General features: G+C 36.9%; 32 protein-coding genes. 21 read left to right on the top strand and 11 right to left on the bottom strand.

What is annotated here, in order from left to right:
- The first annotated feature begins 45 nt into the window (after positions 1-45).
- From M3610_RS06005 to M3610_RS05915, 19 genes are all read left to right on the top strand, one after another.
- Positions 46-1,275, top strand: coding sequence for an MFS transporter (locus M3610_RS06005; protein WP_251457295.1), 1,230 nt, complete (start codon positions 46-48; stop codon positions 1,273-1,275).
- Between the two features lie 191 nt (positions 1,276-1,466).
- A complete protein-coding gene (locus M3610_RS06000) occupies positions 1,467-3,545 on the top strand; it encodes a peptidoglycan D,D-transpeptidase FtsI family protein (RefSeq protein ID WP_251457639.1) in 2,079 nt (692 codons plus the stop codon).
- Between the two features lie 194 nt (positions 3,546-3,739).
- Positions 3,740-4,657: a phosphate ABC transporter substrate-binding protein gene (locus M3610_RS05995; protein WP_251457292.1), complete on the top strand. Its 918-nt coding sequence runs from the start codon at positions 3,740-3,742 to the stop codon at positions 4,655-4,657.
- A 79-nt stretch (positions 4,658-4,736) separates the two neighbouring features.
- Positions 4,737-5,657, top strand: a complete 921-nt coding sequence (gene pstC, locus M3610_RS05990; RefSeq protein ID WP_251457289.1) for a phosphate ABC transporter permease subunit PstC — start codon at positions 4,737-4,739, stop codon at positions 5,655-5,657.
- A complete protein-coding gene (gene pstA, locus M3610_RS05985; RefSeq protein WP_251457287.1) occupies positions 5,657-6,544 on the top strand; it encodes a phosphate ABC transporter permease PstA in 888 nt (295 codons plus the stop codon). Before pstC ends, pstA begins: the two co-directional genes overlap by 1 nt.
- Positions 6,545-6,587: 43 nt before the next feature.
- The gene (gene pstB, locus M3610_RS05980; protein ID WP_251457636.1) at positions 6,588-7,382 is read left to right on the top strand and encodes a phosphate ABC transporter ATP-binding protein PstB; all 795 of its coding nucleotides are present in this window, start codon (positions 6,588-6,590) and stop codon (positions 7,380-7,382) included.
- 12 nt (positions 7,383-7,394) lie between these two features.
- Entirely contained in the window at positions 7,395-8,168 is a 774-nt protein-coding gene (gene pstB / locus M3610_RS05975) for a phosphate ABC transporter ATP-binding protein PstB (RefSeq protein ID WP_251457284.1), read from the top strand.
- 13 nt (positions 8,169-8,181) lie between these two features.
- Positions 8,182-8,841 (top strand): phosphate signaling complex protein PhoU, encoded by a 660-nt coding sequence (gene phoU, locus M3610_RS05970; RefSeq protein ID WP_251457281.1) that lies wholly within the window; start codon positions 8,182-8,184, stop codon positions 8,839-8,841.
- A 218-nt stretch (positions 8,842-9,059) separates the two neighbouring features.
- Positions 9,060-9,668, top strand: coding sequence for a hypothetical protein (locus M3610_RS05965; protein WP_251457279.1), 609 nt, complete (start codon positions 9,060-9,062; stop codon positions 9,666-9,668).
- Positions 9,669-9,773: 105 nt separating this feature from the next.
- Positions 9,774-9,923 carry a 50S ribosomal protein L33 gene (gene rpmG / locus M3610_RS05960; protein WP_015594975.1) on the top strand — a complete coding sequence of 50 codons (150 nt, stop codon included), beginning with the start codon at positions 9,774-9,776 and terminating at the stop codon, positions 9,921-9,923.
- Positions 9,924-9,984: 61 nt separating this feature from the next.
- On the top strand, positions 9,985-10,551 hold the full coding sequence (locus M3610_RS05955; RefSeq protein ID WP_251457634.1) for a 5-formyltetrahydrofolate cyclo-ligase: 567 nt from the start codon (positions 9,985-9,987) through the stop codon (positions 10,549-10,551).
- Positions 10,548-11,336, top strand: a complete 789-nt coding sequence (locus M3610_RS05950) for a DUF92 domain-containing protein (RefSeq protein WP_251457276.1) — start codon at positions 10,548-10,550, stop codon at positions 11,334-11,336. Before M3610_RS05955 ends, M3610_RS05950 begins: the two co-directional genes overlap by 4 nt.
- A 59-nt stretch (positions 11,337-11,395) precedes the next feature.
- Complete coding sequence (locus tag M3610_RS05945) at positions 11,396-12,352, top strand: L-lactate dehydrogenase (RefSeq protein WP_098571121.1); 957 nt, start codon at positions 11,396-11,398, stop codon at positions 12,350-12,352.
- A gap of 70 nt (positions 12,353-12,422) precedes the next feature.
- Positions 12,423-12,617: a hypothetical protein gene (locus M3610_RS05940; protein ID WP_251457274.1), complete on the top strand. Its 195-nt coding sequence runs from the start codon at positions 12,423-12,425 to the stop codon at positions 12,615-12,617.
- A gap of 172 nt (positions 12,618-12,789) precedes the next feature.
- Positions 12,790-14,352 (top strand): rhomboid family intramembrane serine protease, encoded by a 1,563-nt coding sequence (locus tag M3610_RS05935; protein WP_251457272.1) that lies wholly within the window; start codon positions 12,790-12,792, stop codon positions 14,350-14,352.
- Positions 14,353-14,465: 113 nt separating this feature from the next.
- Complete coding sequence (locus tag M3610_RS05930) at positions 14,466-14,672, top strand: YqgQ family protein (protein ID WP_098571123.1); 207 nt, start codon at positions 14,466-14,468, stop codon at positions 14,670-14,672.
- A 14-nt stretch (positions 14,673-14,686) separates the two neighbouring features.
- Positions 14,687-15,658 carry an ROK family glucokinase gene (locus M3610_RS05925; protein ID WP_251457270.1) on the top strand — a complete coding sequence of 324 codons (972 nt, stop codon included), beginning with the start codon at positions 14,687-14,689 and terminating at the stop codon, positions 15,656-15,658.
- A gap of 174 nt (positions 15,659-15,832) precedes the next feature.
- Entirely contained in the window at positions 15,833-16,978 is a 1,146-nt protein-coding gene (locus tag M3610_RS05920; RefSeq protein WP_251457268.1) for a YqgU-like beta propeller domain-containing protein, read from the top strand.
- A 91-nt stretch (positions 16,979-17,069) separates the two neighbouring features.
- Positions 17,070-17,387: an MTH1187 family thiamine-binding protein gene (locus M3610_RS05915; RefSeq protein ID WP_098571126.1), complete on the top strand. Its 318-nt coding sequence runs from the start codon at positions 17,070-17,072 to the stop codon at positions 17,385-17,387.
- Positions 17,388-17,482: 95 nt separating this feature from the next.
- Here the strand turns inward: M3610_RS05915 and M3610_RS05910 are convergent, their stop codons facing one another.
- Positions 17,483-17,659 carry a DUF2759 domain-containing protein gene (locus M3610_RS05910; RefSeq protein WP_098571127.1) on the bottom strand — a complete coding sequence of 59 codons (177 nt, stop codon included), beginning with the start codon at positions 17,657-17,659 and terminating at the stop codon, positions 17,483-17,485.
- A gap of 216 nt (positions 17,660-17,875) precedes the next feature.
- Here M3610_RS05910 and M3610_RS05905 point away from each other — a divergent pair, with 216 nt between their 5' ends.
- Both M3610_RS05905 and M3610_RS05900 read left to right on the top strand, forming a co-directional pair.
- Positions 17,876-18,511 (top strand): MBL fold metallo-hydrolase, encoded by a 636-nt coding sequence (locus M3610_RS05905; protein WP_098571128.1) that lies wholly within the window; start codon positions 17,876-17,878, stop codon positions 18,509-18,511.
- A 163-nt stretch (positions 18,512-18,674) separates the two neighbouring features.
- Entirely contained in the window at positions 18,675-19,766 is a 1,092-nt protein-coding gene (locus M3610_RS05900) for a class I SAM-dependent methyltransferase (protein ID WP_098571129.1), read from the top strand.
- A gap of 44 nt (positions 19,767-19,810) precedes the next feature.
- Here the strand turns inward: M3610_RS05900 and M3610_RS05895 are convergent, their stop codons facing one another.
- The 10 genes from M3610_RS05895 to comGA all read right to left on the bottom strand — a co-directional run bounded on the left by M3610_RS05895 (position 19,811) and on the right by comGA (position 25,297).
- The gene (locus M3610_RS05895) at positions 19,811-20,053 is read right to left on the bottom strand and encodes a DUF2626 domain-containing protein (protein WP_088088969.1); all 243 of its coding nucleotides are present in this window, start codon (positions 20,051-20,053) and stop codon (positions 19,811-19,813) included.
- Positions 20,054-20,136: 83 nt separating this feature from the next.
- Positions 20,137-20,835 (bottom strand): helix-turn-helix transcriptional regulator, encoded by a 699-nt coding sequence (locus tag M3610_RS05890; protein ID WP_098571130.1) that lies wholly within the window; start codon positions 20,833-20,835, stop codon positions 20,137-20,139.
- 217 nt (positions 20,836-21,052) lie between these two features.
- Positions 21,053-21,238 (bottom strand): YqzE family protein, encoded by a 186-nt coding sequence (locus M3610_RS05885; protein ID WP_026563593.1) that lies wholly within the window; start codon positions 21,236-21,238, stop codon positions 21,053-21,055.
- Positions 21,239-21,287: 49 nt separating this feature from the next.
- Complete coding sequence (comGG, locus tag M3610_RS05880; RefSeq protein ID WP_251457266.1) at positions 21,288-21,674, bottom strand: competence type IV pilus minor pilin ComGG; 387 nt, start codon at positions 21,672-21,674, stop codon at positions 21,288-21,290.
- Positions 21,671-22,147, bottom strand: coding sequence for a competence type IV pilus minor pilin ComGF (gene comGF / locus M3610_RS05875; protein WP_251457264.1), 477 nt, complete (start codon positions 22,145-22,147; stop codon positions 21,671-21,673). The genes comGG and comGF overlap by 4 nt, the downstream gene beginning before the upstream one ends.
- Entirely contained in the window at positions 22,095-22,433 is a 339-nt protein-coding gene (locus M3610_RS05870) for a hypothetical protein (protein WP_251457262.1), read from the bottom strand. The genes comGF and M3610_RS05870 overlap by 53 nt, the downstream gene beginning before the upstream one ends.
- Complete coding sequence (comGD, locus tag M3610_RS05865) at positions 22,417-22,857, bottom strand: competence type IV pilus minor pilin ComGD (protein WP_251457259.1); 441 nt, start codon at positions 22,855-22,857, stop codon at positions 22,417-22,419. The genes M3610_RS05870 and comGD overlap by 17 nt, the downstream gene beginning before the upstream one ends.
- Positions 22,858-22,863: 6 nt before the next feature.
- A complete protein-coding gene (gene comGC, locus M3610_RS05860) occupies positions 22,864-23,175 on the bottom strand; it encodes a competence type IV pilus major pilin ComGC (protein ID WP_251457255.1) in 312 nt (103 codons plus the stop codon).
- A 21-nt stretch (positions 23,176-23,196) separates the two neighbouring features.
- Complete coding sequence (gene comGB / locus M3610_RS05855; RefSeq protein ID WP_311315811.1) at positions 23,197-24,234, bottom strand: competence type IV pilus assembly protein ComGB; 1,038 nt, start codon at positions 24,232-24,234, stop codon at positions 23,197-23,199.
- Complete coding sequence (comGA, locus tag M3610_RS05850; RefSeq protein ID WP_311315810.1) at positions 24,215-25,297, bottom strand: competence type IV pilus ATPase ComGA; 1,083 nt, start codon at positions 25,295-25,297, stop codon at positions 24,215-24,217. The genes comGB and comGA overlap by 20 nt, the downstream gene beginning before the upstream one ends.
- Positions 25,298-25,344: the final 47 nt, after the last annotated feature.

Genomic DNA, 25,344 nt, shown 5'->3' with positions numbered 1-25,344 from the left:
ACTAGCTTGTTAAAGACTACCCATAAGATAAAAGGGGAGTTTTTGATGGCAAAAAAAATTAAGATTCTGGGTGATGTTACACTTACAAAAGATTTATTACTATTGCTGGTTATTGGAGGGCTATACTCATTAAGTATTGCTTTGTCTAACACCTTTGTTAATATTTATCTTTGGAAACAGACGGGGAAATACTCGGATATCGCCTTCTTTAACCTTTCGACCGTGATTCTACAATTGCTGACATTTATCTTAGCAGGACGATGGGCGAAAAAAATTGACAGGGTAATTGTGCTTAGGATTGGGGTTATTTTTTTAGCTTTATTTTATGTATTGGTTTTAGTGTTTGGTACAAATGCTTCAACCTATTTACTTCTTTTAGGAAGTTTTTTAGGAGTAGGGTATGGTTTTTATTGGCTTGCCTACAATGTATTAACATTTGAAATAACTGAACCAGATACTCGAGATTTTTTTAATGGTTTTTTAGGGATATTATCATCTGCAGGGGGGATGATTGGCCCCATCGCTGCAGGTATCATTATTACCAAATTTGAAAAATATACTGGCTACACGATTGTTTTTGGACTATCACTTGCTTTATTTGCACTGGCGGTTTTTATGAGTTTTTCATTGAAACCACGACCGTCATCAGGCAGTTATTGCTTCATGAAAATTGTAAATGAAAGAAAACAAAATGAAAATTGGCGTTTAATTACAAATGCTAACTTCTTTCAGGGCTTGAGGGAAGGTACCTTTGCCTTTGTTATCTCTGTTTTTGTTTACCTTTCAACGGGAAGTGAAATGTCTCTTGGGACATTCGGTCTTCTTAATTCAGGAGTATCATTCGTAGCGTATTATTTTGCTTCACGTTTAATAAAACAAAAAAATCGAAAAAAAGCCATTCTTATTGGAGGGATTATTTTATATGCATCTGTTCTGTTAATTGTTTGGGACGTTAGTTTTGTCAAATTACTTATCTATGGCGGGATGATTGCAATCGCTTATCCGCTTTTACTCGTGCCATATATGTCGACTACATACGATGTTATTGGAACCGGATGGAAGGCTGCGGAAATGAGAATTGAATATATTGTTGTTCGTGAAATATACTTGAATCTGGGCAGGATCATTTCTATCGTATCTTTTTTAGTTGGTATCACTTGGTTCAAAGCTGAGAACAGTATTCCCATTCTCCTTCTCATTTTAGGTGCGGGGCACTCATGCATCTATTTTTTTCTTAAAAGGGTACACTTACCAGCCCCGGAATGCGTTGAGTAAATTATTTACTCAACGCCATTTTTTTCATTGGCATTATTACCTTATAAATTGGTAAGGGTTTTTCATAGAAAAAAGCAGACTTATCCTATAAAATAGAGAAAGTTAAGCTTAAGCCGTGAAAAAGGAAGTGTTTTTACCCCTTGAATAATAAAAAGAAAAAAAAGAAGGAACATGTGCCGTTTCGTTTAAACATGTTATTCTTTGTGGTATTCATACTATTTTCTGTCCTCATTCTTAGACTTGGAGAATTACAAATCGTTTTTGGGGATGATTTTAAACGTGAAATTGAACGGACAGAAGATGTAACAGTCAATAACCCTGTCCCAAGAGGGAAAATGTTTGACCGGAATGGGAAAATTATTGTTGATAATACACCATTGAACGCGATTACTTATACGAAATATCAACAAACAACCCAAGAGGAAATGTTGGAAAGTGCAGCGAAATTGGCAAAAATTATTGACAAAACTGATGATGCAAAAAAAGTCCCTATTCGGGAAAGAAAAGATTATTGGATTACAAAACATCCCGAAGAAGCAAAAGCAAAAATTACTGATAAAGAATGGGCTCTCTATAAACAAAAGAAGTTAGATGATAAGCAAATTTATCAACTTCAGGTGGATCGAGTAACTGATGAAGAAGTGAAAAGTATTGTCGGTGAAGAGCTTGAAACTCTTGCGATCTATAGAGTCTTTAACAGTGGTTATGCCTTAACACCACAAATTGTTAAAAACAAAGACGTTACACCTGAAGAATTTGCGGTGGTCAGCGAAAACCTAGAAAATTTACCTGGTGTTGATACAACAACGGATTGGACGCGAAAGTATGTTTTCGGGAAGACACTAAAGTCAATATTAGGAGATGTTACTACCTCTGAGGCAGGAATTCCCAAAGAGCAATTAGAAAAATATATGGCCCGTGACTATAGCCGTAATGACCGAGTTGGAAAAAGTTATCTTGAATTAAAATACGAAGATGTCTTACATGGTCAAAAGGCAAAAGTGAAAAATGTAACAGATAAAACGGGAAAAATCCTTTCAACAGAAGTTGTTTCAGAAGGTAAAAGAGGTAAAGATCTTGTTTTAACGATTGATATGGATCTTCAGAAGAAGGTAGAAAATATCATCGAAGAAGAAATGTGGAGTGCAAAGCAAAAACCAAATACAGCCCTTCTCGACCGTGCATTTGTCGTTTTGATGGATCCTCATACCGGTGAAGTCTTATCACTGGCTGGAAAACAAATTAGTAAAGATAAAAAAGGTAAAACAGTCATGAATGACTTTGCCGGAGGAAATATTACGACTTCTTACAATGTGGGGTCAGCAGTAAAAGGAGCAACGATTTTAACTGGTTATAAAACAGGGGCCATACAACCAGGCACCACACTACTTGATGAGCCTTTGAGAATTGCTAGTTCTCCTGTAATGTCTTCATGGAGAACATTTGGCCGGATCAATGATTTAAGGGCACTGCAGGTTTCATCCAACGTGTATATGTGGAAAACAGTTATTGCAATGGCGGGTGGACAGTATCGAGCAAATCAACCATTACCACTCGATTATTCAGCCTTTGATACGATGCGGCAGTCATTTAGTCAGTTTGGATTAGGAACGCGAACAGGAATTGACTTGCCTAATGAAATGAGCGGCTTTCCAGGTCCGGAAAGAACGCCTGGTTTACTCCTTTTCCTATCAATTGGTCAGTATGATACGTATACACCAATCCAACTCGCTCAGTATGTCTCCACGATAGCAAATGGCGGGAATCGTATCCAGCCTCATCTAGTGAAGGAAATTCGCGAACCTGTAATGGAAAATAATGAATTGGGTCCGATTGTTGAGGAAATCCAGCCTAAGGTATTAAACCGACTAGATATGAAAGAGTCATGGATCAAGCGGGTCCAAGAAGGTTTTCGAATGGTCATGCAAGTGGGTGATGGGACGGCTGTCAGCTACTTCAAAAGCGCAAAATATAACCCTGCGGGAAAAACGGGTACAGCCGAGGCATTTTATGATGGTTCCGATAAATCAAAACGAGGGACACCTGTAATGAATTTAAGTCTTGTAAGTTTTGCACCGGCAAATGATCCTGAGGTAGCCATGGCTGTTGTCGTCCCATGGGCATATCAAGGAAACAGCGGTCCAAGTATTAATAACCTAATAGGGCGAAGAGTCTTGGATGCTTATTTTGATTTAAAAAAAGAGCGTCAAGAAAAGGATAAAAAATCAACATCTGAACAAAAGGAAGAAACCACAAGTAATAACGAGTAAACTCAACATCCCTAACACCTGTCTCTCAAGTCGGAGACAGGTGTTTTTTTTATTCATGATTTACAAAAACTCAATATTCATTTACATAACCTTTACACAAGATTAAAACTCAGTTAACAGTTTAGCTTTATTCTTATACATGTAAGGCAGAACAAATCAAAAACAAACTTAAATTCACAGGGGGAATTAAACCAATGAAAAGTTATAAAAAAATTGGTCTAACACTTACTCTAGCAGCATTAATGGTACTTGTTGCTGCATGTGGTGGAGGAGCTTCTACTAATAAAAATGAAGGAACTTCTAATAAAGATAGTAAAAATGCTGAACTTTCAGGCTCATTAACTGTTTCAGGTTCCTCTGCGATGCAGCCATTAGTTGCAGCTGCTGCTGAAGAGTTTATGGCTGAAAATCCAAATGTCGATGTTCAGGTAAATGCGGGTGGATCTGGTACAGGCTTATCGCAAGTTGCGGAAGGGTCTGTTCAAATTGGTAACTCTGATGTATTTGCTGAAGAAAAAGAAGGAATCCCTGCTGACCAGCTTGTTGACCATAAAGTAGCTGTTGTGGGCATGACTGCTGCTGTTAACCCTAAAGTTGGTATTAAAGAAATTAAAAAAGCGGATTTAATTAAAGTTTTCACTGGTAAAATTACAAACTGGAAAGAACTTGGCGGTGCTGATCAAAAGATCGTTCTAGTAAACCGTCCAGACTCTTCAGGTACACGTGCAGTATTCAATAAATTCGCCCTTGATGGAGCAACACCTGCGGAAGGTATTACGGAAGACTCATCAAACACAGTTAAAAAGATTATTAATGAAACTGATGGTGCAGTTGGTTACCTTGCATTCTCATACTTCACTGACGATTCTGTCACACCACTAGCGATTGATGGAGTAGAACCAACAGAAGAAAATGTACAATCTGGACATTTCCCGATTTGGGCTTATCAACACTCTTATACAAAGGGCGAGGCAACAGATCTTGCTAAAGCGTTCCTTGACTATTTAATGTCTGATGATATCCAAAACACTTTATTAAAAGAACAAGGATATCTACCTGTCACAAAAATGAAAGTAGAACGCGATGCTGAAGGGAATCAAAAAGACCTATAACAACAGGTTGAAAATAAAAGGGTAAATGCAAGTAGGCGTTTACCCTATTATGACGTATTTTAGGGGTGTTTGGTGCATTATGGAAAAATTAGAACCTGCAAAAGATAGATTATTAAAGTCTAAGAAAAATTGGCTGGATGGGGAAATACGCGGGAGAATTCTCGTTATTCTATGTGCTGTCATAATGATATCTGCAACCATCTCAATTACCATTTTCCTAGGATCAAAAGGGTTACAATCCTTTATAAAAAATGGTGTAAGTCTTATTGAGTTCATAACCAGTACACACTGGAATCCTACAAATCTAGCAAAACCGGAATATGGGGCATTACCGTTTATTTTTGGATCCTTTGCGGTAACCTTTTTATCAGCTTTGGTTGCAGCACCATTAGGGATTGGCGGAGCGATTTTTATGACGGAAATTGCACCCTCATGGGGGAGGAAAATTTTACAGCCTGTCATCGAGCTTTTGGTTGGAATTCCATCGGTTGTTTATGGTTTCATCGGGCTTACAGTATTAGTTCCCTTTATTCGGGAGCATGTGGGCGGACTGGGTTTTAGCTTGCTGTCTGGAACGATTGTTTTATCTATCATGATTTTGCCAACAGTAACAACAATTGCAACAGATGCGATGAGTTCACTGCCTAAAAATCTTCGTGAAGGTTCGTATGCTCTTGGCGCTACTCGCTGGCAGACGATTCGAAAAGTATTAATACCTGCCGCATTACCTACCCTCTTAACTGCTATTGTTCTTGGTATGGCAAGAGCATTTGGAGAGGCTCTTGCGGTACAAATGGTTATTGGTAACGTAAGAGACTTGCCAACAAGTTTATTAGATGCTTCAGCAACCTTAACAACCATTATTACTCTAAACATGGGTCATACAACCTATGGCAGTGTAGAAAATAATACGCTTTGGTCAATGGGCTTAATATTATTAATCATGTCGTTTGCGTTTATTCTCCTCATTCGCTACCTATCATCAAGGAGGAAAATGTAATGAACAGTAAAACTGCAGATCGAATTGCTACAGGCGTATTTATTACCATTGCAATCATAATCATTTCTATTTTAGTTGGCTTATTTTATTATATTTTGGGTAATGGACTTAAACATATTTCTCTTGAATTTTTAACCACTCCATCAAGCAATGTACGTGCTGGTGGGGGCATTCGCGACCAATTATTCAATTCGTTTTATATATTATTTATTACGATGTTAATCGCCCTTCCGTTAGGAATAGGCGGGGGGATCTATATGGCGGAATACGCTAAGCCAGGAAAAATTACTGATATGGTTCGTTCCTGTATAGAAGTTTTAGCTTCGCTGCCATCTATTGTTATTGGGATGTTTGGTTTATTAATGTTCGTTAATTTAACAGGCTGGGGCTACACCATCTTGGGAGGAGCTTTAGCATTAACTGTTTTCAACTTACCGGTAATTGTTCGTGTAAGTGAGGATGCTATTCGTGCAGTCCCGAGAGAGTTGAAAGAAGGAAGTCTAGCATTAGGGATTACTAAGTGGCATACGATAAAAACTGTTTTATTACCAAGTGCTTTTCCGTCTATTTTAACAGGAGCGATTCTTGCTGCAGGGCGTGTATTTGGGGAAGCTGCTGCGCTATTATTTACTGCTGGTCTTTCAACACCAAGACTTGATTACGCAAACTGGAATCCATTTTCCCCTCAATCACCATTAAATATCTTTCGTCCGGCTGAAACGCTTGCTGTTCATATTTGGTCCGTAAACACACAAGGGTTAATACCTGATGTTGAGGAAGTTTCCAATGGGTCAGCTGCTGTTTTAGTTTTATCGGTATTAGTATTTAACTTACTTGCTAGGTGGATTGGAAGTATGATTCATAAGAAAGCTACTGCATCTAAATAAAAGGCGGGGAGATAGAATGGTTACAACTTTTGAGGAAAAGGAAATGGTAAACCAAGCTGTTCGGTCAAACAGTCAATTACAAAATGACTTAATCCTAGAGGTAAATAATTTAGAAATATTCTATGGAGAAAAACGAGCAGTAAATGGAATTTCAATCGATATAGAAAAAAATTCAGTTACTGCTCTAATCGGTCCGTCAGGTTGTGGTAAGTCGACTTTTTTAAGAAGTATTAATCGAATGAATGATCTCATTCCCGGTGCAAGGGCAAAGGGAGAAATCATTTATGAAGATCTTAATATCTTGTCGGAACAAATAGATGTTGTTGCTCTCCGCAAGGAAATTGGGATGGTTTTTCAAAAACCCAACCCGTTTCCAAAATCAATTTATGAAAATATTACGCATGCCCTTAAGTTTGCTGGTATCAAGAAGAAAAGCGAACTGGATGAAATTGTAGAAGAGAGTTTGAAAAAGGCGGCATTATGGGAAGAGGTAAAGGACAGGCTTCATAAATCTGCACTATCCCTTTCAGGCGGGCAGCAGCAGCGTCTTTGCATTGCTAGGACGATTGCTATGAAACCTACAGTCATGCTTCTTGATGAGCCATCATCGGCGCTAGATCCGATATCCAATGCAAAAGTGGAGGATTTAATCGTTGATTTAAAAAAGGAATATTCAATAATCATCGTTACCCATAATATGCAGCAGGCATCACGTATTTCCGATAAAACTGCCTTCTTTTTGAGTGGTGATATCATTGAATATGATTATACTGAAAAGATTTTTACCAATCCATCTGTAAAAAAGACAGAGGAATATATCTCTGGAAGGTTTGGATAAGGAGGAAAAGTTGTGGAAACTTCAACATTAACCAGACAGGTTTTTGATATAAAAGATCTGAATTTATGGTATGGTGAGCATCACGCATTAAAAAACATCCATTTTCCGATAAACAAGAAAGAGGTTACTGCCATCATCGGACCTTCGGGATGTGGTAAATCTACATTTATTAAAACACTAAATTTGATGATTAATATGGTCCCAAATGTAAAAATGACGGGCGAAATTAACATTAATGGCCAAAATATATTAGATAAGAAAGTGGATCTCGTCGATCTACGCAAACACGTAGGAATGGTTTTTCAGAAGGGAAATCCGTTTCCGCAATCTATTTATGATAATGTTGCATATGGACCAAGAGTACATGGGATCACAAAAAAGACGCATCTAGATGAAATTGTCATTAAATCACTAATGGATGTGGCGTTATGGGAGGAAGTAAAGGATCGTTTACATGCTCCTGCATTAGGACTATCAGGGGGACAACAGCAAAGGTTATGTATTGCTAGAGCACTGGCAACCAAACCAGAAGTGATATTAATGGATGAGCCAACATCTGCGTTAGATCCAATTTCGACGCTAAAGATCGAAGAGATGATATTAGAATTAAAAGAAAAATACACGATTGTAATTGTAACCCACAACATGCAACAGGCATCAAGGGTTTCAGATAAGACTGCATTCTTTTTAATGGGTGAATTAATCGAATTAGATTCAACATCGACAATTTTTTCAAATCCAAGAGACGAACGGACTGAAGGATACATTACAGGAAGATTCGGATGATGAGGTGTCTACTATGAGTACAAGGGCAATTTTTGATAACGATTTAAAAGAGTTGAAAGATTTGCTTTTAACAATGGCTGAAAAATCGGAGCATGCAATCAAGGAAGCGATGATTGCTCTTATTAATCAGGATATGGAAAAGGCTAACCAAGTTATCGATGGTGATAATGAAATCGATGATTTAGAATACGAAATAAATGATAAGGCATTATTATTAATTGCAAGACAATCACCCGTTGCGACGGATCTAAGGAAAATAAATGTAGCTTTAAAAGTATCATCTGAGGTTGAGCGATTTGCAGATATAGCAGTAAATATTGCTAAATCAGCATTGCATATTGGTAATGAAAAACACTTTAAAGAAATCATTGATATCCCAAAAATGATGGAAATGGCCTTGGAGATGGTTTCAGATTCGATTAGGGCTTATTATTCAGAGGATATTACGGTTGCAAAAAAATGTGCAGAAAAAGATGATGAAGTAGATAAAATGTTTGGACGTTTAATACAAGAATTGTTGAGTCATATTCCACAAAATCCACATGCAACAAACCAAATTATTCAATTGGCATTTGTTTGCAGATATATCGAAAGAATCGCAGACCATTCAACGAATATTGCAGAACATGTCATTTACCTCGTGACAGGAGCACGAGTTAATTTAAATGCCTAAAGGATCATAGAGTTGTAAAAGATAAGGAGTTTTTTGCCTTATCTTTTTTTAATAATAGGAAAAAGTTATGGGCCTCAAAGTTTCCAAAAAACGACAATTTGTGTTTATTGTGCGCGGTAGCAACTGGTGGTACGATTAAATTATCATTTATTATGAATAATTTGAAGATTACTTCATATGCAAATGAACCACTATAATGAATAAAAAGGTGTAATTAGATGAATATAATTGAACGGCAACAAAAAAAATTTAGCCCCCTTTTTCCACAGGAAACACTTCAGTTTATTCCTGGTTTATGGGTAAACGGAAAGTACGTTTGGCTCCAAGATTGTAAAGAAAAGGTTTTACATAACGAAGAAATAATAATCAAAGTGAAAGAAGAGCAGCTTCACTCCAAAATTCGATATTCAAGCGTTTATCTTAGTAATCACAGCAAGGAAATGAAAGAGATTCATGTTTTGGCCATGCACTACTATCCAATTGTTATTCAAGACAATCTTGCCTTTGTATCACCGGTAGATAAAAGAATCTTCCATCATGCCAATAATAATATTTATCTGGTAAATGGAGAACATAATGGAGTTGGAATGAAAGAATACACAGCCATGCCACAATGGAAGGTTTTTACTGATCAAATATGGAATTCGCTTCATAAAGGGAGCCTAAATTACCTGCCAATGGCAAAAACTCCCGCTTCTAGTATTTTTTCAATAAAAATGTCGTTAGATCCGCAGGAGAATGGAAAAATGAACACGTGGACGATTACCGGGTCTAATAAAAATGAATTACTCTCTTTGGAGCAAGCACTTTTAAAGCAAGCGGAATGAAAGCAATAATTATCTAAAAAAAACATACTAGCATTTCCTTTTAAAAAATGATATTATGGATAAGTCGTATGAATGAAATGCTTAATTGTTTGGAGGGAAATAAACATGCGCGTGAATATTACATTAGCTTGCACTGAGTGTGGAGATCGTAACTATATTTCAACAAAAAATAAACGTAATAATCCAGATCGTCTTGAGCTTAAGAAATATTGCCCAAGAGAAAAACGTACAACAGCACACCGTGAAACAAAATAAGCAGTAGGGCTTCCTGCTGCTTTTTTTGTTGTCTAAAAAATTAGATGTGAGGTTACCTGTGATGAATAATAAAGTGTCTATTCGTAAGGATATGAAAGTGAAACTTTCCAGTCTTACAAAACCTTTATATGAACATTATTCAAATAATATAGCTTCCAGGCTTTATGAAGATCCAGATTGGAAACAAGCACAAGTGATAGGTCTAACCATATCAAAAAAGCCAGAAGTAGATACCTATCAAATTATTGAGAGAGCATGGGAATTAGGGAAACAAGTGGTTGTCCCAAAATGTGACCCCAAAGAAAAGAAAATGACTTTTAGAGCAATTACTGATTTTTCTCAACTTGAAACAGTATTTTATGGATTACTAGAGCCAATTGAGGCATTAACCAATCAAATGAACGCTGATAGGATTGACTTAATCATAGTCCCCGGTTTGGCCTACACACGAGAAGGCTACCGTTTGGGTTTTGGCGGAGGGTATTATGATCGTTATTTACAAAATTACTCTGGTAAAACCCTATCACTTGCCTTTGCTGAGCAGTTGGTTCCACAATTACACGTAGAGGATCATGATATTCCTGTTTCAAAAATTATTACAAACGATGAGGTTATCAAAATAAGATGATTGTAACCATTATTATAGTGATTTTTATCCTATTAGGATCTGCTTCAGGATATCAATCTAAATCCTTGACTCGATCGGGTGCTTTGGCAGCTAGTATTGTTGGACTAGCTGTTTATTTAGGATTCGGGATAAATGGTCTTTACCTGCTTGGTGCTTTTTTTGCTTCATCAACTTTTTGGTCAAAATATAAGAGTAGTTCAAAGTACATAATAGAAGAAAAGTTGGCAAAAGGTGCTACAAGAGATTGGCGTCAAGTTGCTGCGAATGGTGGTGCTGCGGGGCTTTTCAGTATCATTCATTATTTTAATCATGATATGATTTGGTTAATTGGCTTTTTAGTTTGTCTTGCAAGTGCTAATTCTGATACATGGGCTTCGGAAATTGGCAGTTTAAGTAAACAAGACCCCTTATACATACGCACCTTTAAGCGAGTTGAAAAGGGGACTTCTGGAGCGATTAGTTTTTTAGGAAGTGCGGCTTCGCTTGCAGGGTCTTTTCTCATTTCAATTATAGGATTTTGGCTTTTTGATTTAGGTCTTTTTTTTACTTGTCTGGTGTTTTTATTTGGATATCTCGGGAATGTCATTGATACGTTGATTGGGGCCTTTTATCAGCAGTTATATGTATGTGGGCAATGTGGTATTGAAACTGAGAAGAAGAGTCATTGTCAGATGCCAACCGCTAGAATAAAAGGAATGGTCTTTGTAGATAATGATATGGTGAATTTTCTTTCAGGCTTTCTTGCTTCGGTATTTGCAATCATAATCACGTTCTTAAATAATTAGCTCAGCTTATCAATTGCACTTGATATAGTATTATTATACTTTCAAATGGAGGAATGGTCATGGTAAATCGACGAGTAAATAGGGTTGCCCTCATCGGAACCGGGTTTGTTGGCTCAAGCTATGCTTTTGCACTATTAAATCAAGGAATTACGGAAGAACTAGTCTTAATTGATTTAAATAAGGAAAAAGCAGAAGGAGACGCGATGGACCTAAATCATGGATTACCGTTCTCTCCATCACGAACAAAGATATGGTTTGGGAGTTACCAGGATTGTGGTCAGGCTGATCTAGTCGTAATTACAGCAGGAGCTAATCAAAAGCCTGGGGAGACACGGCTTGACTTGGTTGAAAAGAATACAAGAATCTTTAAAGGAATTGTGGATGAAATTATGGCAAGTGGTTTCGACGGTATTTTCCTTGTGGCCACAAATCCAGTAGATATTTTAACATATGCGGTTTGGAAATTTTCAGGGTTGCCAAAGGAACGGGTAATTGGTTCAGGGACGATTTTAGATACAGCGCGATTTCGGTTTTTGTTGGGAGATTACTTTGATGTGGACACCCGAAACGTGCATGCTTATATCATTGGAGAACACGGCGATACAGAATTGCCTGTGTGGAGCAATGCTGAGATTGCTGGAACTTCCATTAGTGATTGGTCAAAAAACAAAACTGGTTTTAAGAAAACAGATCTTGATCAAATTTTTCTAAATGTTCGGGATGCAGCCTACCATATCATTGAGCGAAAGGGTGCAACCTATTATGGAATTGCTATGGGTCTTGTCAGATTGACCAAAGCGATTCTCCGTGATGAAAATTCAGTCCTCACTGTTTCCTCGTATTTAGATGGAGAATATGGACAAACCGATATTTTTATTGGCGTACCAGCCGTAGTTAATCGTGAGGGAGTTAGACAAGTGGTTGAACTGAATTTAAATCAAGAAGAGCAAACAAAATTCGAGAATTCCGTTAATGTATTAAAGAAAACAATGGAGCCGGTCTTTAAGAACTATTAATAAGAATTCAATCATTTTAATTGGATAATTTAATCGTCATCATCACAAAATAGAAAAAGGAGGGATGATGATGTCTCGAATACTAACATCCATATTAATGATTGGTTCGATAGGGTATTTGGTTTATAAGTATAAATTCCGACTGATTAATGTCCTGCTGGGATCTGGTTGGATCCGCAGAATTGCTGTAGGATCAATCATGAGTTTCCCAGGAGTAAAGCAAAAAATGATGCAATCGATGTTTGGAAGACCGTCTGAATGGTGAAAACCACAGATGGTTTTTTGTTTTGATTTGGAGAGTTAACTGCAAAAAATAATCAACTTGTTTAATTATTGTAACGAGAGATTTCGTTTATAATGAAAGTTATAAGGGATAGACGAATAAAATGAAAGCAGATTTGCCTAAAGCTTATTCTTACATAGGAAGTTGGGGGGATATGAGTAATAAAGAAGGATTCATTTTTTGGAATTTGGCCTATTCATTGATATCTGATCATGGTTATCGTATTATTCAGTTATTTGAAAATCAAAAAGAATTATGGCTCGAAAAGCTTGAAAATAAAAGAGCACCTATCATTCGCATGCTGCATCATAATTTGGATTGGAGTAATGCCATGCAGCGGGATATTGAGTTTACTGCTGCCAATGGTGAAAAAGTTCGAAAACAAATTGGTCGTCATGAGTTGAAGGTTGTTAACATCTACGTCAGTCAATTTCCACCTGTTGATGAATACGAATTTCGACTTACAAAGCCTTTTGTCCATTCAGGTGCAAATAAGACTATGGTCACCTCGGTCCTATTTGCACAGGGACAATACGAGGAAGGCTTCAGACATTTATCCGAGAGGCTATCGCTTGATATTTCTTTTGCAATAAATGAAAACTATTCAGAAGAAGATGTTGAGTTAATGAAGAAAGCAGCCTTAGATTATGCAATAAAAAAGGTAAAGACGGAGCGAGCGATTTTATTAAGTGGTAAACCATTCTTCACTTATGTATTTATCGCAATCCAGCTTGCTGTTTTTTTCTGGCTTCAAGTACATGGTGGCAGCACCAATACATCCACTTTGATTAAATATGGAGCAAAAGTTAATCAATTGATTGTTGATGGGGAATGGTGGAGATTTATTACGCCAGTTTTTCTTCATATTGGTTTTGTCCATCTAGCGATGAATACACTAGCTTTATACTTTCTTGGTATAGAAGTAGAAAGAATTTATGGCAGTATTCGGTTTTTAGTGATTTACTTATTTTCTGGAGTTATAGGCTTTGTTGCTAGTTTTATCTTTAGTGCGAACTTATCAGCAGGGGCAAGTGGTGCAATTTTTGGCTGTTTTGGCGCTTTACTTTATTTTGGAGTTATTTACCCGAAATTATTTTTCCGAACAATGGGAGTAAATTTGCTTGTTGTGCTAGGAATTAATTTGATGATCGGGTTCTCTGCATCTGGAATAGATAATGCAGGACATCTAGGCGGATTGGTTGGGGGATTCCTTGCCGCTGGTGTTGTCCACTTGCCGAAGAAAAAAAAGTTACTGTTGCAAATGTTATTTTTAATTGCATCTGCAGCATTGTTGTGGGGTTCTTTATTGTATGGTTATAGTGCATCTGGAAAAGCTCATGATGAAAACTCCAGTTTGTTAATGGCACAGGAATATATAAAACAAAACAATTATGATAAGGCATATACCGTATTAAAGGAATCTGAAAAAAATGCAGTGAATGTATCGGAGAGAACTTATTTTCTCTTATCCTACGTAGAAATTAAGAAGGATATGCTCCCTGAAGCCAAGGTACATTTGGAAAAGGCAATAAAACTAGATCCAAGTTTTGATGAGGCGTTTTATAATTTAGCTCTTATTAACCTAGAACAAAAAGAGTTGAAAGAAGCTAAAGAAAATATACAGCAGGCTAAGAAGCTTAATCCAAAACAACAGGATTATGCTGATTTACTACAAGAGATTAATCGCCAACTCCAATCTTCCAATAATGGGGAGTAGAATTGAAGTTTCTCTAAAACTAAGATTATATTTTCTTGAGGATAGATGCCGGGGTGGGTTATACTTTTTCTTGGATAATATTTTTTCTCCATTACATAACTAGGAGATATAGGATGAAAACAATTTATGATATTCAACAATTTTTAAAGAGATTTGGAACGATAATTTATATTGGTGATCGGGTTGCTGACCTTGAATTAATGGAAATGGAATTAAAGGAACTGTATCAGTCACAACTAATAGAACCAAGAGAATTCCAAACTGCATTATTAATTTTGAGGCATGAAATACAATTTCAAAAAGAAAAAAGTCAAAAATAAGATGGGTGATTTTATTGTCGAAACAATGGATTGTCGGTGTTGACCTTGGTGGTACAACGACTAAACTAGCTTTTATAACAATGGATGGAGAGATTGTTCGTAAATGGGAAATACCAACAGATAATACGAATGAAGGAAAAAACATAACCCATAATATTGCAAGAGCAATTGATGAAAAATTAACAGAACTGGGTCAAACAAAAGATTGTTTAATAGGAATTGGGATGGGAGCACCCGGTCCAGTTAACTATGAAAAGGGCATACTTTTAAATGTTGTAAACTTAGGCTGGCCTAATAACTATCCTTTAAAGAACAGTCTCGAGACCGCAACATCACTCCCAGCTGCAATTGAAAATGATGCAAATTGTGCAGCGTTGGGTGAAATGTGGATGGGAGCGGGCAATGGAGCCAAGGATCTTGTTTGCGTAACCCTTGGAACAGGTGTCGGCGGGGGTGTTATTGCTGGTGGAAAAGTTGTTCAAGGTATTAATGGTGCAGCTGGTGAAATCGGTCATATTACTGCCATTCCTTCTAATGGTGCACTGTGTAACTGCGGGAAATCGGGATGTCTAGAAACAGTTGCTTCTGCAACAGGAATAGTACGCCTTGCCCGATTGGAACTTGCTAAGGGAACACAAAGTGAATTAACTGCAATAATGGCTGAGAATCACACGATTACAGCTAAAGACGTCTTTGATGCAGCACGAAATAACGATCAGTTGGCTCAGACCGTTTTGAATGAGGTTTCCTTTCACTTAGGTTTTGCATTGGCTAGTATTGCTAATACACTAAATCCAGAGAAAATCGTTCTTGGCGGCGGTGTTTCTAAAGCAGGCGATATTTTATTAAATTCAGTCATAAGTAATTTTGAGAAGTTTGCTTTTTCAGCAGTTCGTGACTCAACAAAACTAGCATTGGCTACACTCGGAAATGATGCAGGTGTGCTTGGTGCTGCTTGGCTTATTAAAAATCAATTGAATCAATAAACAGACTATAAAGGAAAATCCGCAGATATGTGGCTTTTCCTTTATTACTTTCCGTAATACTTGTAATAGATGATTATGGCTTTTTTCCTATTTTGAAAAACTTGTTATAATATTGAAACAATATAGTTTAAAAAACGTACTTATTTATGAGAGAGAATAAGAGAGGAGGAAGTATTGAATACTTTGAAAAGGAATAATAGTAAATATCCAATGTTTCTGATCCTCTATTTATTTATATCCGTCCTCATCTTAGGTGCATGCGCTCATAACGAGCAAGTAAAACAAAAAGTTCCTGCTAAAAATGGTAAAACTAATTCTCTTGTTACCAATGCTTCAGGAAATAAGTGGAAATTACCAATTTCGATCCCTGAAGGTGAATTTTCCAAACTCGCCGGCTGGCTTTCTGAGAAACAAATCCTCTATATTACGAATCTAGAACAAACTTCAAGTATATACCGCTACGAACTCTTTACAGGTAAAAGTGAATTAATTTATAAAAGTGAATATCCCATTATCAATGTACAAATTAGTCCATCCCGAAAAAGTATTCTTATCCATGCTTCGAAAACAAATACTGAAGGATTAGTTACAATAATTGATACGAAAGGAAACGTAATCTTTAAAAAGGATTTTCCATCCTATGAATTAGCATTTGAATGGAATCCATATAATGAATCTCGGGTCTTAGTAACAAAATTTGCTGAGGATTGGAGTTTTCAATTGTTATTGCTGGATTTGGAACAATCAACCACAACCGAACTTGATGTGCCTCAGCCTTTTATGAAGTGGATAGCTTCGAATCAGATAGCTTGGATTAGTTGGAATGTGGATCAGCCATCGTTATTTGCACCGCTTAATAGTAGAAATTTAGATACTGGAATGGAGAAGAAGTTGTTTTCTTCAGTTATTCATTTTTCTGCATTTCCTGACTTAACCATGACAATCACCATAAATGAACAAGACCAATCCATGTCCAGTTATTCATTTTATGATAAAGACCTGCGTAAACTATCTACTTTTTCAATGCCGCAATTAACAAAGTATTCAGATTGGTTCGTTCCTTTTTATGACTATAATAAAGAAAAAGGACAATTTACAACCTTAAGACCCCTATCAAGCGGAGAATCGGATGCTTATTCAGAGGGTTTCCAGCTTCTAAATTATAATATTAAAAATGGCCGCAGCGAGCTAATAATGGAAGGCTTAGAAAATGAGCCATTGATACTGTCACCTACAGGTGGGGCACTTTTGTATGGGAATCGGTTTGAAAAAATTATTGATCTTAATCATAAGAAAATATATGAATTGATAAAAGAATGACACTAGGATACACAGTGTCATTTTTTTATTTTATCTTCTGTTATGATAAAATCACGTTGAATCAAAAATTAAAAGAGGCAGGTATTCAGTCATGGCTATTGTAGATGTAACTGTTATTCCAATTGGAACAGAAACTCCTAGTGTAAGTAAATATGTAGCAAGTGTTCAAAAGGTTTTGAGAAAATATCAAGACGAAGGGAAAATACGTTTTCAATTAACACCCATGAATACCATTATCGAAGGTGAGCTTCCCATCCTATTTGAAGTTATCCAAGAAATGCACGAGGTACCCTTCTCTGAAGGGATCCATCGGGTCGCTACGACGATTCGTATTGATGACAGAAGAGATGTCAAGCGAAGCATGGAATATAAAGTAGACCGGGTTACTAGCCTTTTAAATGAGGACTAAATTAAGGAGATTACAAAAAAAGTAATATGTGCGTCGAGGACAATTTCACTCCATGTAAAATAAAAAGACTGCCGGTTGGCAGTCTTTTAAAATTCTTAGTGAGTTCCTGTTGGAAATCCAGAATTAATGATGGTCATTACTGTAAACCAGCCGAAAACCACAAATGAAGCTACACCCCAAAATGCAGCTAAGAAATTTTTTTTCTTAAGTGCTGAAAGTCCACCGAAAGCAGCAAGAATGGTTACAAGAGCAAAAATTATTACTAAACCCATGGAAACCCCCCCTTTTTTATTATGATAAGCAGGCATACATCAAACAAATTTAAGAAAATTATGTACCTATATTATTTACATTCGTTTCTTATTTTATATTTTTTTCTTTCGTTTGTCGAGAGCAAAAAAGAACTCGGGTGAATTTGTATTCTTTCTCTCTGCTTAATACTTAGTGTAAAATAATGATATCGCAAATTCAATTGGAGGTACGAAAATATGAAATGGCAGCAAATTCCATTGGGGGCACTTCAAACTAACTGTTACATCGTAGAAAATTCTGACCGAGCATGTTTAATTTTTGATCCCGGCGGTGAAGGGAAGAAGCTCATTCAGTTGTTGAATAATAGAAAACTGAAACCTCTTGCTATTATTCTAACTCATGCACATTTTGATCATATCGGAGGTGTCGATGAAGTAAGGGACTTTTATAAAATTCCAGTATATCTTCATAAAAAGGAAGAAAACTGGCTTGGTGATCCTGCGCGAAATGGTTCACAATTTTTTATGATTCAGGATTCAATAAGAGTCAATCCCGCTGATCAGATTATTAATAATGAAGGTGTTATGAAAATTGGCGAATTTGAATTTAGCATTTTTCATACTCCTGGTCATTCACCAGGAAGTATTTCTTGTTATTTTGAAGAGCAAGGCTTTGTTATCTCTGGAGATGCCCTTTTTCAAGGCAGTATTGGCCGTACAGACCTAATGGAAGGGAACGCATCACAGTTATTAAAAAGTATCCACGATAAACTGCTTGTATTACCTGAGGATACGTATGTATTATCTGGTCATGGACCTGTGACAACCATTGGTGCAGAAATGGATAGTAATCCATTTTTGAATGGATTTTAGCAATTAGGGGAGACGATATAGAAAAACCCTTCTCCGAAATGAGAAGGGTTTTTCTGGGGGATATTCTATTCTAATATGGGAGGGGATAAAGTTTAAGCTACTATCCTTACAATATTATAAAGTTTTCACTGTGTCAATAGTGTTTATTTGAAAAGGAGTATATATGGACACATTTTTTAGAACATTAATTTCAACTTCTCCCAATGAGTTAATTTCCTATGAAAAATACATTGGCTCAGCATTGTATCATCCTGAATTTGGCTATTATATGAAGGATAAACAAAAAATTGGGCGGCAAGGTGATTTCATTACAACAAGTAATATTTCTGATATATATGGAAGAATGATGGCAACTTGGTTTTCTCACGTATGCACCAATTCACAACTTGACCCTGTATTTTGTGAAATAGGTGCTGGAAATGGACGATTTGCCAAAGCGTTTTTACAGGAATGGAAAGAAAGGATTCAAACGCCTTTAACATATATTATTGTTGAAAGCAGCCCTTTTCATCGAAAACTGCAACGGGAATTGTTAATGGATGATTTTCCCATTGTTCAAGTGGAGAACATCAACGAAGTTAACGCATTTGAAGGAATGATTTTTTCAAACGAACTCTTTGATGCATTACCAGTTCATGTCATTGAAAAAGAAAATCAGGAACTGCATGAAGTTATGATAGGGATTCGAAATAATGAACTGTATGAACAAAAGGTACCTTTAACCAATACTGATATCAAATTGTTTTTAAAGGAAAGCCAGATTGAATTAAAGGAAAAGCAGCGGTTGGAGGTCCCGTTAGCCATGGTGGAGATGATAAAGGGAATCTCCCGTGCATTGATAAAAGGGATTGTAGTAACAGCTGATTATGGTTATACAAATGAAGAGTGGATGGACCCTAGAAGGGTAAAGGGGAGTTTGAGAGGTTATTATCAGCATCAGATGATTGATGATATCTTGCAAAACCCTGGTGAAATGGACATTACCACTCATATCCATTTTGATTACCTAATTCAAAAAGGGGAACAGGAAAACTTAGAACTTGTTTCAAAGCTAAGGCAGGATGAGTTTTTATTACAGGCAGGTATTCTGAAAGAATTAGCAAACCATTACGATCCCAATCCCTTTTCAGAGGTAAGCAAACGGAATCGAGCGATTCGCAGTTTGATTATGCCTTCAGGAATTAGTTCCTATTTTCATGTGGTTATCCAGCAAAAAGAGCTAAAATTAAAATGGAGTGATTTCTTCAGCGAATAAAGAAAAAACGCCGGAATTTTCCGGCGTTTTTTTCTAATGGTTACTTAATGTCCTGCACCAGGCACCATCATGAACGTTGTCCAATAAGTGAAGCCTGCGAAGAAAACTGTTAAATAAGCTCCGAATACCCACAAATACATGCGCTCGGATAGTTTTAGATAGCTAAGCAGAACGAAAAAACCTGTTTGGGCTAAGAATAACATTGCCGTCTTATCCATATCACCAAGATAAAACATTACTGTAAAAATGCCCGTCCAGAAACCACAAACTCTGAACATGCGATCCATATGTATCCCTCCTTTTACCCTTCGATCCCATCATTACAATATTATAAAGTAAAAGGAGGTACAATGTAAATAATGGTTTCGATTTAGTTTGTTACAAGCGCTTGATAAGAACAAGTTTCACAACCAGAAATAATATTATCTTTTTCAATTAACTCAACTGATTCAAAAAGTGCTCCAAACATTCCTTTTAAGAATTCATGGTGCATACTGCAAACTGTTTCCGAATGATCTTCTGCCACTTCTTTGAAAGGGCAATTGAAAATTTGGAAATAGATTTTTGTTTTATCGCCATTTGCTTCAAATTCAGGATAAAAACCAGCAAGCGTTGCCGCACTTTTTAATATTGTTAGCTTTTGGTCAAATTCTAATTCCTCTCCAAACGCCCTTTTTGCCTTTTCTTGTTCAATCAGCTCTGCACCGAAACGCTTTCCAGTATGGAAAAGTGCTTTTTTACCAATCTCTCCAAGTGAAATCATGGTTTGGAATGCGACTTTAGATAAGAGCATGTAGTCACGAAATGGGAAATGCAACTGTATTACATCATCTGAGAGACGATACAATCTACTCGGTCTGCCGCCTTTACCGGTTTTCTTAGTTTCAGACACTAACATGTTCACATCTTCAAGTTTTGATAAATGTAATCGTGCAACATTTGGGTGAATATTAAAGTTTTCTGCCACTTCTTGTACTGTTACTTCTTGATGACGTTTGGTAATGTATTGATAAATATAGTACCGCGTTGGATCTGATAAAACGTTTGTTATCTTTAATGTTTGTTCCATCATTGTTCACCTCGGACCCCCATAATTTATTCCATTATAATACAGCCCTTCTAACATGGGAATGAGATTAACAATGTTAACACAGTATGTTTAGAAAATGTTCACAATTTGCGACTTTATATTGTAACAATGTGTTAAAAGATAGCAATTTTAGGTTATAAAATCATTTGTCAACAGTAAAATTATCATTTTTTGAAAAATAAGGCATTTAGAGAAGCTACATTCTTCGCCTTTTTTTAACTTCAAAATAGAGGATGTAAGGAAGTATACCGAACCAACGATACCAGAAAGAAGCTTTTGTTTCTTTTCGTTCGGTACGAAGACGCTTCCTTTCATCCTTTGGTTGATCTGCATATTTTACAATCGTTTGTGTCATGAATTTTACATAATCATTGGTTTTCATGGACATACACCTGCCTTTAAATTTCATGAACAAGTATGCCCATATTTAGTTATTTCAATTCAAGCCATTTGGATAATCGTTTGGTCCGCGTATCAAAATATCCCCTTCCGTTAACTGTTATACCATCAGTATTGAGGTGCAATGTAAAATTGACCTTTTGAATATACCCTATGGGTGTTTCAGTTTGGTAATCTATGTTTCCCTTTACATACGGCAGCGTCCCTTTGGCAGGCAGTATGCCAGTCTTTTGATAAATCGATTCAATCTTTTTTACTGATGAGAGGAAATAATACTCCTCGAGCATGATGGTATTCGTTTCGTGAGCAATTTTTCTTTCAGATAAAAATACTTCAATTCGGCTCGAAAGAAATAATAAAAAAATGATTAGAAGGCACAAGGTTAGTGGGTAAGTGAAGCCACTCTCATTATTTTTCATGGGACATTCAGCCAATTTCCCATGGAGAAAGCAGTAACTGAATTTTTTCTTCCCCTTAGGTCGGTTACATCGATTTTGACTGCATTACTTAAGAGCGTGAACGAATGCTGTGAAACATTTTGGAGGAGTATTTCATGACCAGTTGAATTGACACGGCGCCTAAGGTTCGTTCCGTATTTTTCATACTGAATGGTTTCCGCATCTTTTGTTAGAATTAAGCGATTCGAGATTACCTCTGCACGACTGGAAAGCCGAATCTCCTTTTTAATTTGGCTCGAAAAAACATCCCACTCCATTGCTTGTAAAGAAGCCTCCGTATCCTTATGATTAAGAATTATTTGGAATAATGGTGTCATAAAAAAAATAATTGTTGTGAAAATAGAAAAAGAAATAAGCACTTCAATGAGTGTAAAGGCATCGTCATTCAAGCAGCCCGCAAACTTCAACTTCAGGAAGGAACGAATTTTTTTCAACTCTCACACACACCTCCTTTTGTCCAGCCATCTCACTGTCCTTCCATATGATTTGAAATTCAATTCCATTTTGAATAGAAGTGGAATTTGATGTTCCCTGATTACTGACTAAATTCGCTTGTAATTCTTCGTACATCAACTGTCTAGACATATTTTCTAATTCCAATTGCCGGGATTGTTCTCTTAGTTCGGTCAATAATGGCAGTAAAAACGAACTAATTATAAACAATGCTGATAAGGACAGTAGAAGCTCAAGCAGAAAATAGCCTTTAGAACTCCTTAACATAAAACCGTCCCTTTCCGATTAACAGGGTCATTTGATAGGTTTTATTTTTGGTTTGGATGAGAAAGGTACCAAACTGGTTCACATTTCCATCGTTTAGGAATTTGAAATATAAGGGTATGGAAGCTTCAGCAAGATAAATATTTCTTGAATAATTTCGTACGAGGATTGGCGGCATGTCGGTCCTCAAAAACATGTAATACTTAAACTGCGTTGGAAGAATAACAACGGATACTTCATGTTGATGAGAGATAGCATATTGTTGTGAATAATATAGGTCTGCTTTTAATTGGGTTAAAAAGGCCTCATCCTCCAGGACTGAGTGCTGCGGTTTTAAGGAGAAAACTGTAATTGAGGAGATAATCATGAAGATGGAGAGAACTAACAGGGACTCAATTAAAGTGAAGCCGTTTTGATCGTTTTTCATTGGGGATTAGTTACTTTCAGTTGAAGTTACATTGCCATCAACGTCTATTGCAACTGTATTCCCATTCGGACAACCTTTTGAGTCTTCCTTTAAATATCCTTCTGATTTTAGTTCCGCAATTGTGGGGATTTTGTTTTTGTCCATTTCATATGCTTGAACTTGAGCCTGAACCATTTTCACGTAGGCCTCACAGCCTTTATTGTTGATATTTGAATTATGTTTTGCAACGTTAGGAATTGTAATAATTAACAGTACTGAGATTACTAGCATAACAATCATCATTTCTATTAATGTAAAACCTTTTTCATTTTTTATCATTCTAACTAACCTCCAATTTTTTTAAATACCATCAAGCAGGTGAAACATGGGTAAAAGAATAGCTAAATACATTGACACGACAAGAAATCCAATAATGATGTAAAGAATAGGTTGAATAGTTGCTAAGCGTTTTTGAATCATTTCTTCCATGTTTGTGATACAGTGCTTGCTGAAAAATAGCAGTTCCTGCTCCAACTTTCCATTCTCTTGTCCATGTTTTACAATCATCGGAAATTCTTTTTCGAAGTATGACATCGTTGCCAAAATTGACTCTAATCTTTCTCCGGTAATTAGCTTACTTTTAATTGCAGCAGCTAAGTGACTGTAAAAAGGATGTCTGAGATTCTGTTCAAAAAGTAGTAGTGCTTCAGAAACCGATAATCCACCGGAAAGTAAGAAGCTTAGTTGAATGGAAAAGTAGTGAGTGAATAGTAATTTGAGGATCCTGCCAACAATTGGGATGCGAACTAGATGTGCCCTTTGTTTTAGGACGGTGAGCTTTCGAAATATCAGCAAATAATACATTGCTCCCAATGATAGAGTAAAAAGCAACATGCCGATCACGATTGGAAAATAACGATCGAAAGCGTAAACGACATTCATAAAAAAATTTGCTTCTAGACCAAGGGACGAAAAAAGACTTGTGAACCTTGGGAGTAATGTATTTTCGACGAAAATAAATAGAAATCCTGTAATGACAATGAGCAAAGCAGGATACTGAAGCAGTTTTAGAAGCTTGTGTAAATCTTTATCTTTAAGTAATGCAAGTTCACTTCCCTCCAGCAGAGCATCCGCAAAGCAGCCATGTTGTTCGGCAAAATAGACATAACCGACTAAATCTTTTTGGAAGCCAAGATTATTTAGTGCAACATGAAATGGTAGACCTTTTTTCAATTCTTCTAAACAATCATTAAGTTCCTCCTTTCGTTTTGAGGGTAATTGTAATGCTATGGATTCAATTGCAAGTGCAATTGGATATCCCCTTGCCAAAAGTTCACCAGTTCTTCTCAAGAAATTTGCTTGTTCATTCACTGTCCATTTATGACGATTCATCATCATACACCAATCGCTCGTATTCAGATTCTTGAATATAACCAAGGGCAATACCTTTGTTTATTACATCTTTTAAGGTGCGGTAACGCGTATTTATTTTATCACCTTGGGCTGCCTTCATTACCCCGTGTAAATTTCTTCCTGATAATAGTTCAAACACACTTGCGCGTTTCCATCTGTTATAGGAATAGCAAATAGGTGTGCAATCCCCCTCGCAAAAAGGGCACGAGAGTTCCACCAATCTTTGTGCGGTAATGGCAATCAGTGTCTGTTCAACTTCTAACCAATTCACACCAAACTCTCGCAGGCGATAAACTGCCCCCTTTGCGTCGCGAGTATGCATTGTGGAGAGGACAAGATGGCCTGTTAAGGCAGCTCTTACTGCGATTTTTGCCGTCTCAGCATCGCGAATTTCACCGACCATAATAATGTCTGGGTCATGCCGCAGAATTGCCTTTAGACCAGCCGCATATGTTACGCCTGCTTTTTCATTGACCTGTATTTGCAGGACGGAGTCATAGTTTTTTTCGATGGGATCCTCAAGCGTGATGACATTGCGGTGAAATAGGTGGGCTGTTTCATTTAAAAGGGAATAAAGTGTAGTTGTTTTGCCGCTGCCAGTTGGCCCGGTGAAAATGATAAGTCCATGAGCATGTTTGAGAAGGGCGAGTAGTTTTCGTGTCATTGACGGGAATAGTGAGAGTTGGTGAAATGGGATTTGTTCTTGCTGTGGGAGCAGCCGGATGACAAGGCTCTCTCTGTTATTAGAAGGAAGCGTGGATAGTCTTAAACCCATTAATTGTCCGCCAATTTCACAAAAAAATGCTCCGCTTTGTGGCCGTCTTCTTTCACCGATATCCATATTGGCTGTGAATTTAAAATGTGAAATTAATCTGTCGCATTCGTCTTTAGGAAGGGATAGTCGGGGAATGAGTTTGTTGGTTAATCGTAGTTGAATGAGTGTGTCATTCTTCCTTGGAATAATGTGAATATCTGTTGCCTGATTCCTTGCCGCATCGGCAATAATTCGATTTGCTAAGATTTCTATCGCGCTAACAATAGGTACCACCGCCTTTAATATTTTTCATTTGATAATATTCGACAGCGTTCCTGCTT

Source organism: Neobacillus sp. MER 74, from assembly GCF_023714155.1.
This window is presented reverse-complemented; position numbering and strand designations above follow the sequence as displayed.

What these genes read in the sequence shown, in the direction of transcription:
- M3610_RS05905 (WP_098571128.1), top strand. Translation starts at nt 17,876, where the DNA reads ATGAAATGGCAGCAAATTCCATTGGGGGCACTTCAAACTAACTGTTAC.
- M3610_RS05935 (WP_251457272.1), top strand. Translation starts at nt 12,790, where the DNA reads ATGAGTAATAAAGAAGGATTCATTTTTTGGAATTTGGCCTATTCATTG.
- pstB (WP_251457636.1), top strand. Translation starts at nt 6,588, where the DNA reads ATGGTAAACCAAGCTGTTCGGTCAAACAGTCAATTACAAAATGACTTA.
- comGB (WP_311315811.1), bottom strand. Translation starts at nt 24,234, where the DNA reads ATGATGATGAATCGTCATAAATGGACAGTGAATGAACAAGCAAATTTC.
- M3610_RS06005 (WP_251457295.1), top strand. Translation starts at nt 46, where the DNA reads ATGGCAAAAAAAATTAAGATTCTGGGTGATGTTACACTTACAAAAGAT.
- M3610_RS05870 (WP_251457262.1), bottom strand. Translation starts at nt 22,433, where the DNA reads ATGTTAAGGAGTTCTAAAGGCTATTTTCTGCTTGAGCTTCTACTGTCC.
- M3610_RS05895 (WP_088088969.1), bottom strand. Translation starts at nt 20,053, where the DNA reads ATGGATCGCATGTTCAGAGTTTGTGGTTTCTGGACGGGCATTTTTACA.
- M3610_RS05915 (WP_098571126.1), top strand. Translation starts at nt 17,070, where the DNA reads ATGGCTATTGTAGATGTAACTGTTATTCCAATTGGAACAGAAACTCCT.
- M3610_RS05995 (WP_251457292.1), top strand. Translation starts at nt 3,740, where the DNA reads ATGAAAAGTTATAAAAAAATTGGTCTAACACTTACTCTAGCAGCATTA.
- M3610_RS05910 (WP_098571127.1), bottom strand. Translation starts at nt 17,659, where the DNA reads ATGGGTTTAGTAATAATTTTTGCTCTTGTAACCATTCTTGCTGCTTTC.
- M3610_RS05955 (WP_251457634.1), top strand. Translation starts at nt 9,985, where the DNA reads ATGAATAATAAAGTGTCTATTCGTAAGGATATGAAAGTGAAACTTTCC.
- pstA (WP_251457287.1), top strand. Translation starts at nt 5,657, where the DNA reads ATGAACAGTAAAACTGCAGATCGAATTGCTACAGGCGTATTTATTACC.
- M3610_RS06000 (WP_251457639.1), top strand. Translation starts at nt 1,467, where the DNA reads ATGTTATTCTTTGTGGTATTCATACTATTTTCTGTCCTCATTCTTAGA.
- M3610_RS05900 (WP_098571129.1), top strand. Translation starts at nt 18,675, where the DNA reads ATGGACACATTTTTTAGAACATTAATTTCAACTTCTCCCAATGAGTTA.
- M3610_RS05890 (WP_098571130.1), bottom strand. Translation starts at nt 20,835, where the DNA reads ATGGAACAAACATTAAAGATAACAAACGTTTTATCAGATCCAACGCGG.
- M3610_RS05965 (WP_251457279.1), top strand. Translation starts at nt 9,060, where the DNA reads ATGAATATAATTGAACGGCAACAAAAAAAATTTAGCCCCCTTTTTCCA.
- rpmG (WP_015594975.1), top strand. Translation starts at nt 9,774, where the DNA reads ATGCGCGTGAATATTACATTAGCTTGCACTGAGTGTGGAGATCGTAAC.
- M3610_RS05930 (WP_098571123.1), top strand. Translation starts at nt 14,466, where the DNA reads ATGAAAACAATTTATGATATTCAACAATTTTTAAAGAGATTTGGAACG.
- M3610_RS05945 (WP_098571121.1), top strand. Translation starts at nt 11,396, where the DNA reads ATGGTAAATCGACGAGTAAATAGGGTTGCCCTCATCGGAACCGGGTTT.
- M3610_RS05885 (WP_026563593.1), bottom strand. Translation starts at nt 21,238, where the DNA reads ATGAAAACCAATGATTATGTAAAATTCATGACACAAACGATTGTAAAA.
- phoU (WP_251457281.1), top strand. Translation starts at nt 8,182, where the DNA reads ATGAGTACAAGGGCAATTTTTGATAACGATTTAAAAGAGTTGAAAGAT.
- M3610_RS05940 (WP_251457274.1), top strand. Translation starts at nt 12,423, where the DNA reads ATGTCTCGAATACTAACATCCATATTAATGATTGGTTCGATAGGGTAT.
- comGC (WP_251457255.1), bottom strand. Translation starts at nt 23,175, where the DNA reads ATGATAAAAAATGAAAAAGGTTTTACATTAATAGAAATGATGATTGTT.
- comGG (WP_251457266.1), bottom strand. Translation starts at nt 21,674, where the DNA reads ATGAAAAATAATGAGAGTGGCTTCACTTACCCACTAACCTTGTGCCTT.
- comGD (WP_251457259.1), bottom strand. Translation starts at nt 22,857, where the DNA reads ATGAAAAACGATCAAAACGGCTTCACTTTAATTGAGTCCCTGTTAGTT.
- pstC (WP_251457289.1), top strand. Translation starts at nt 4,737, where the DNA reads ATGGAAAAATTAGAACCTGCAAAAGATAGATTATTAAAGTCTAAGAAA.
- M3610_RS05950 (WP_251457276.1), top strand. Translation starts at nt 10,548, where the DNA reads ATGATTGTAACCATTATTATAGTGATTTTTATCCTATTAGGATCTGCT.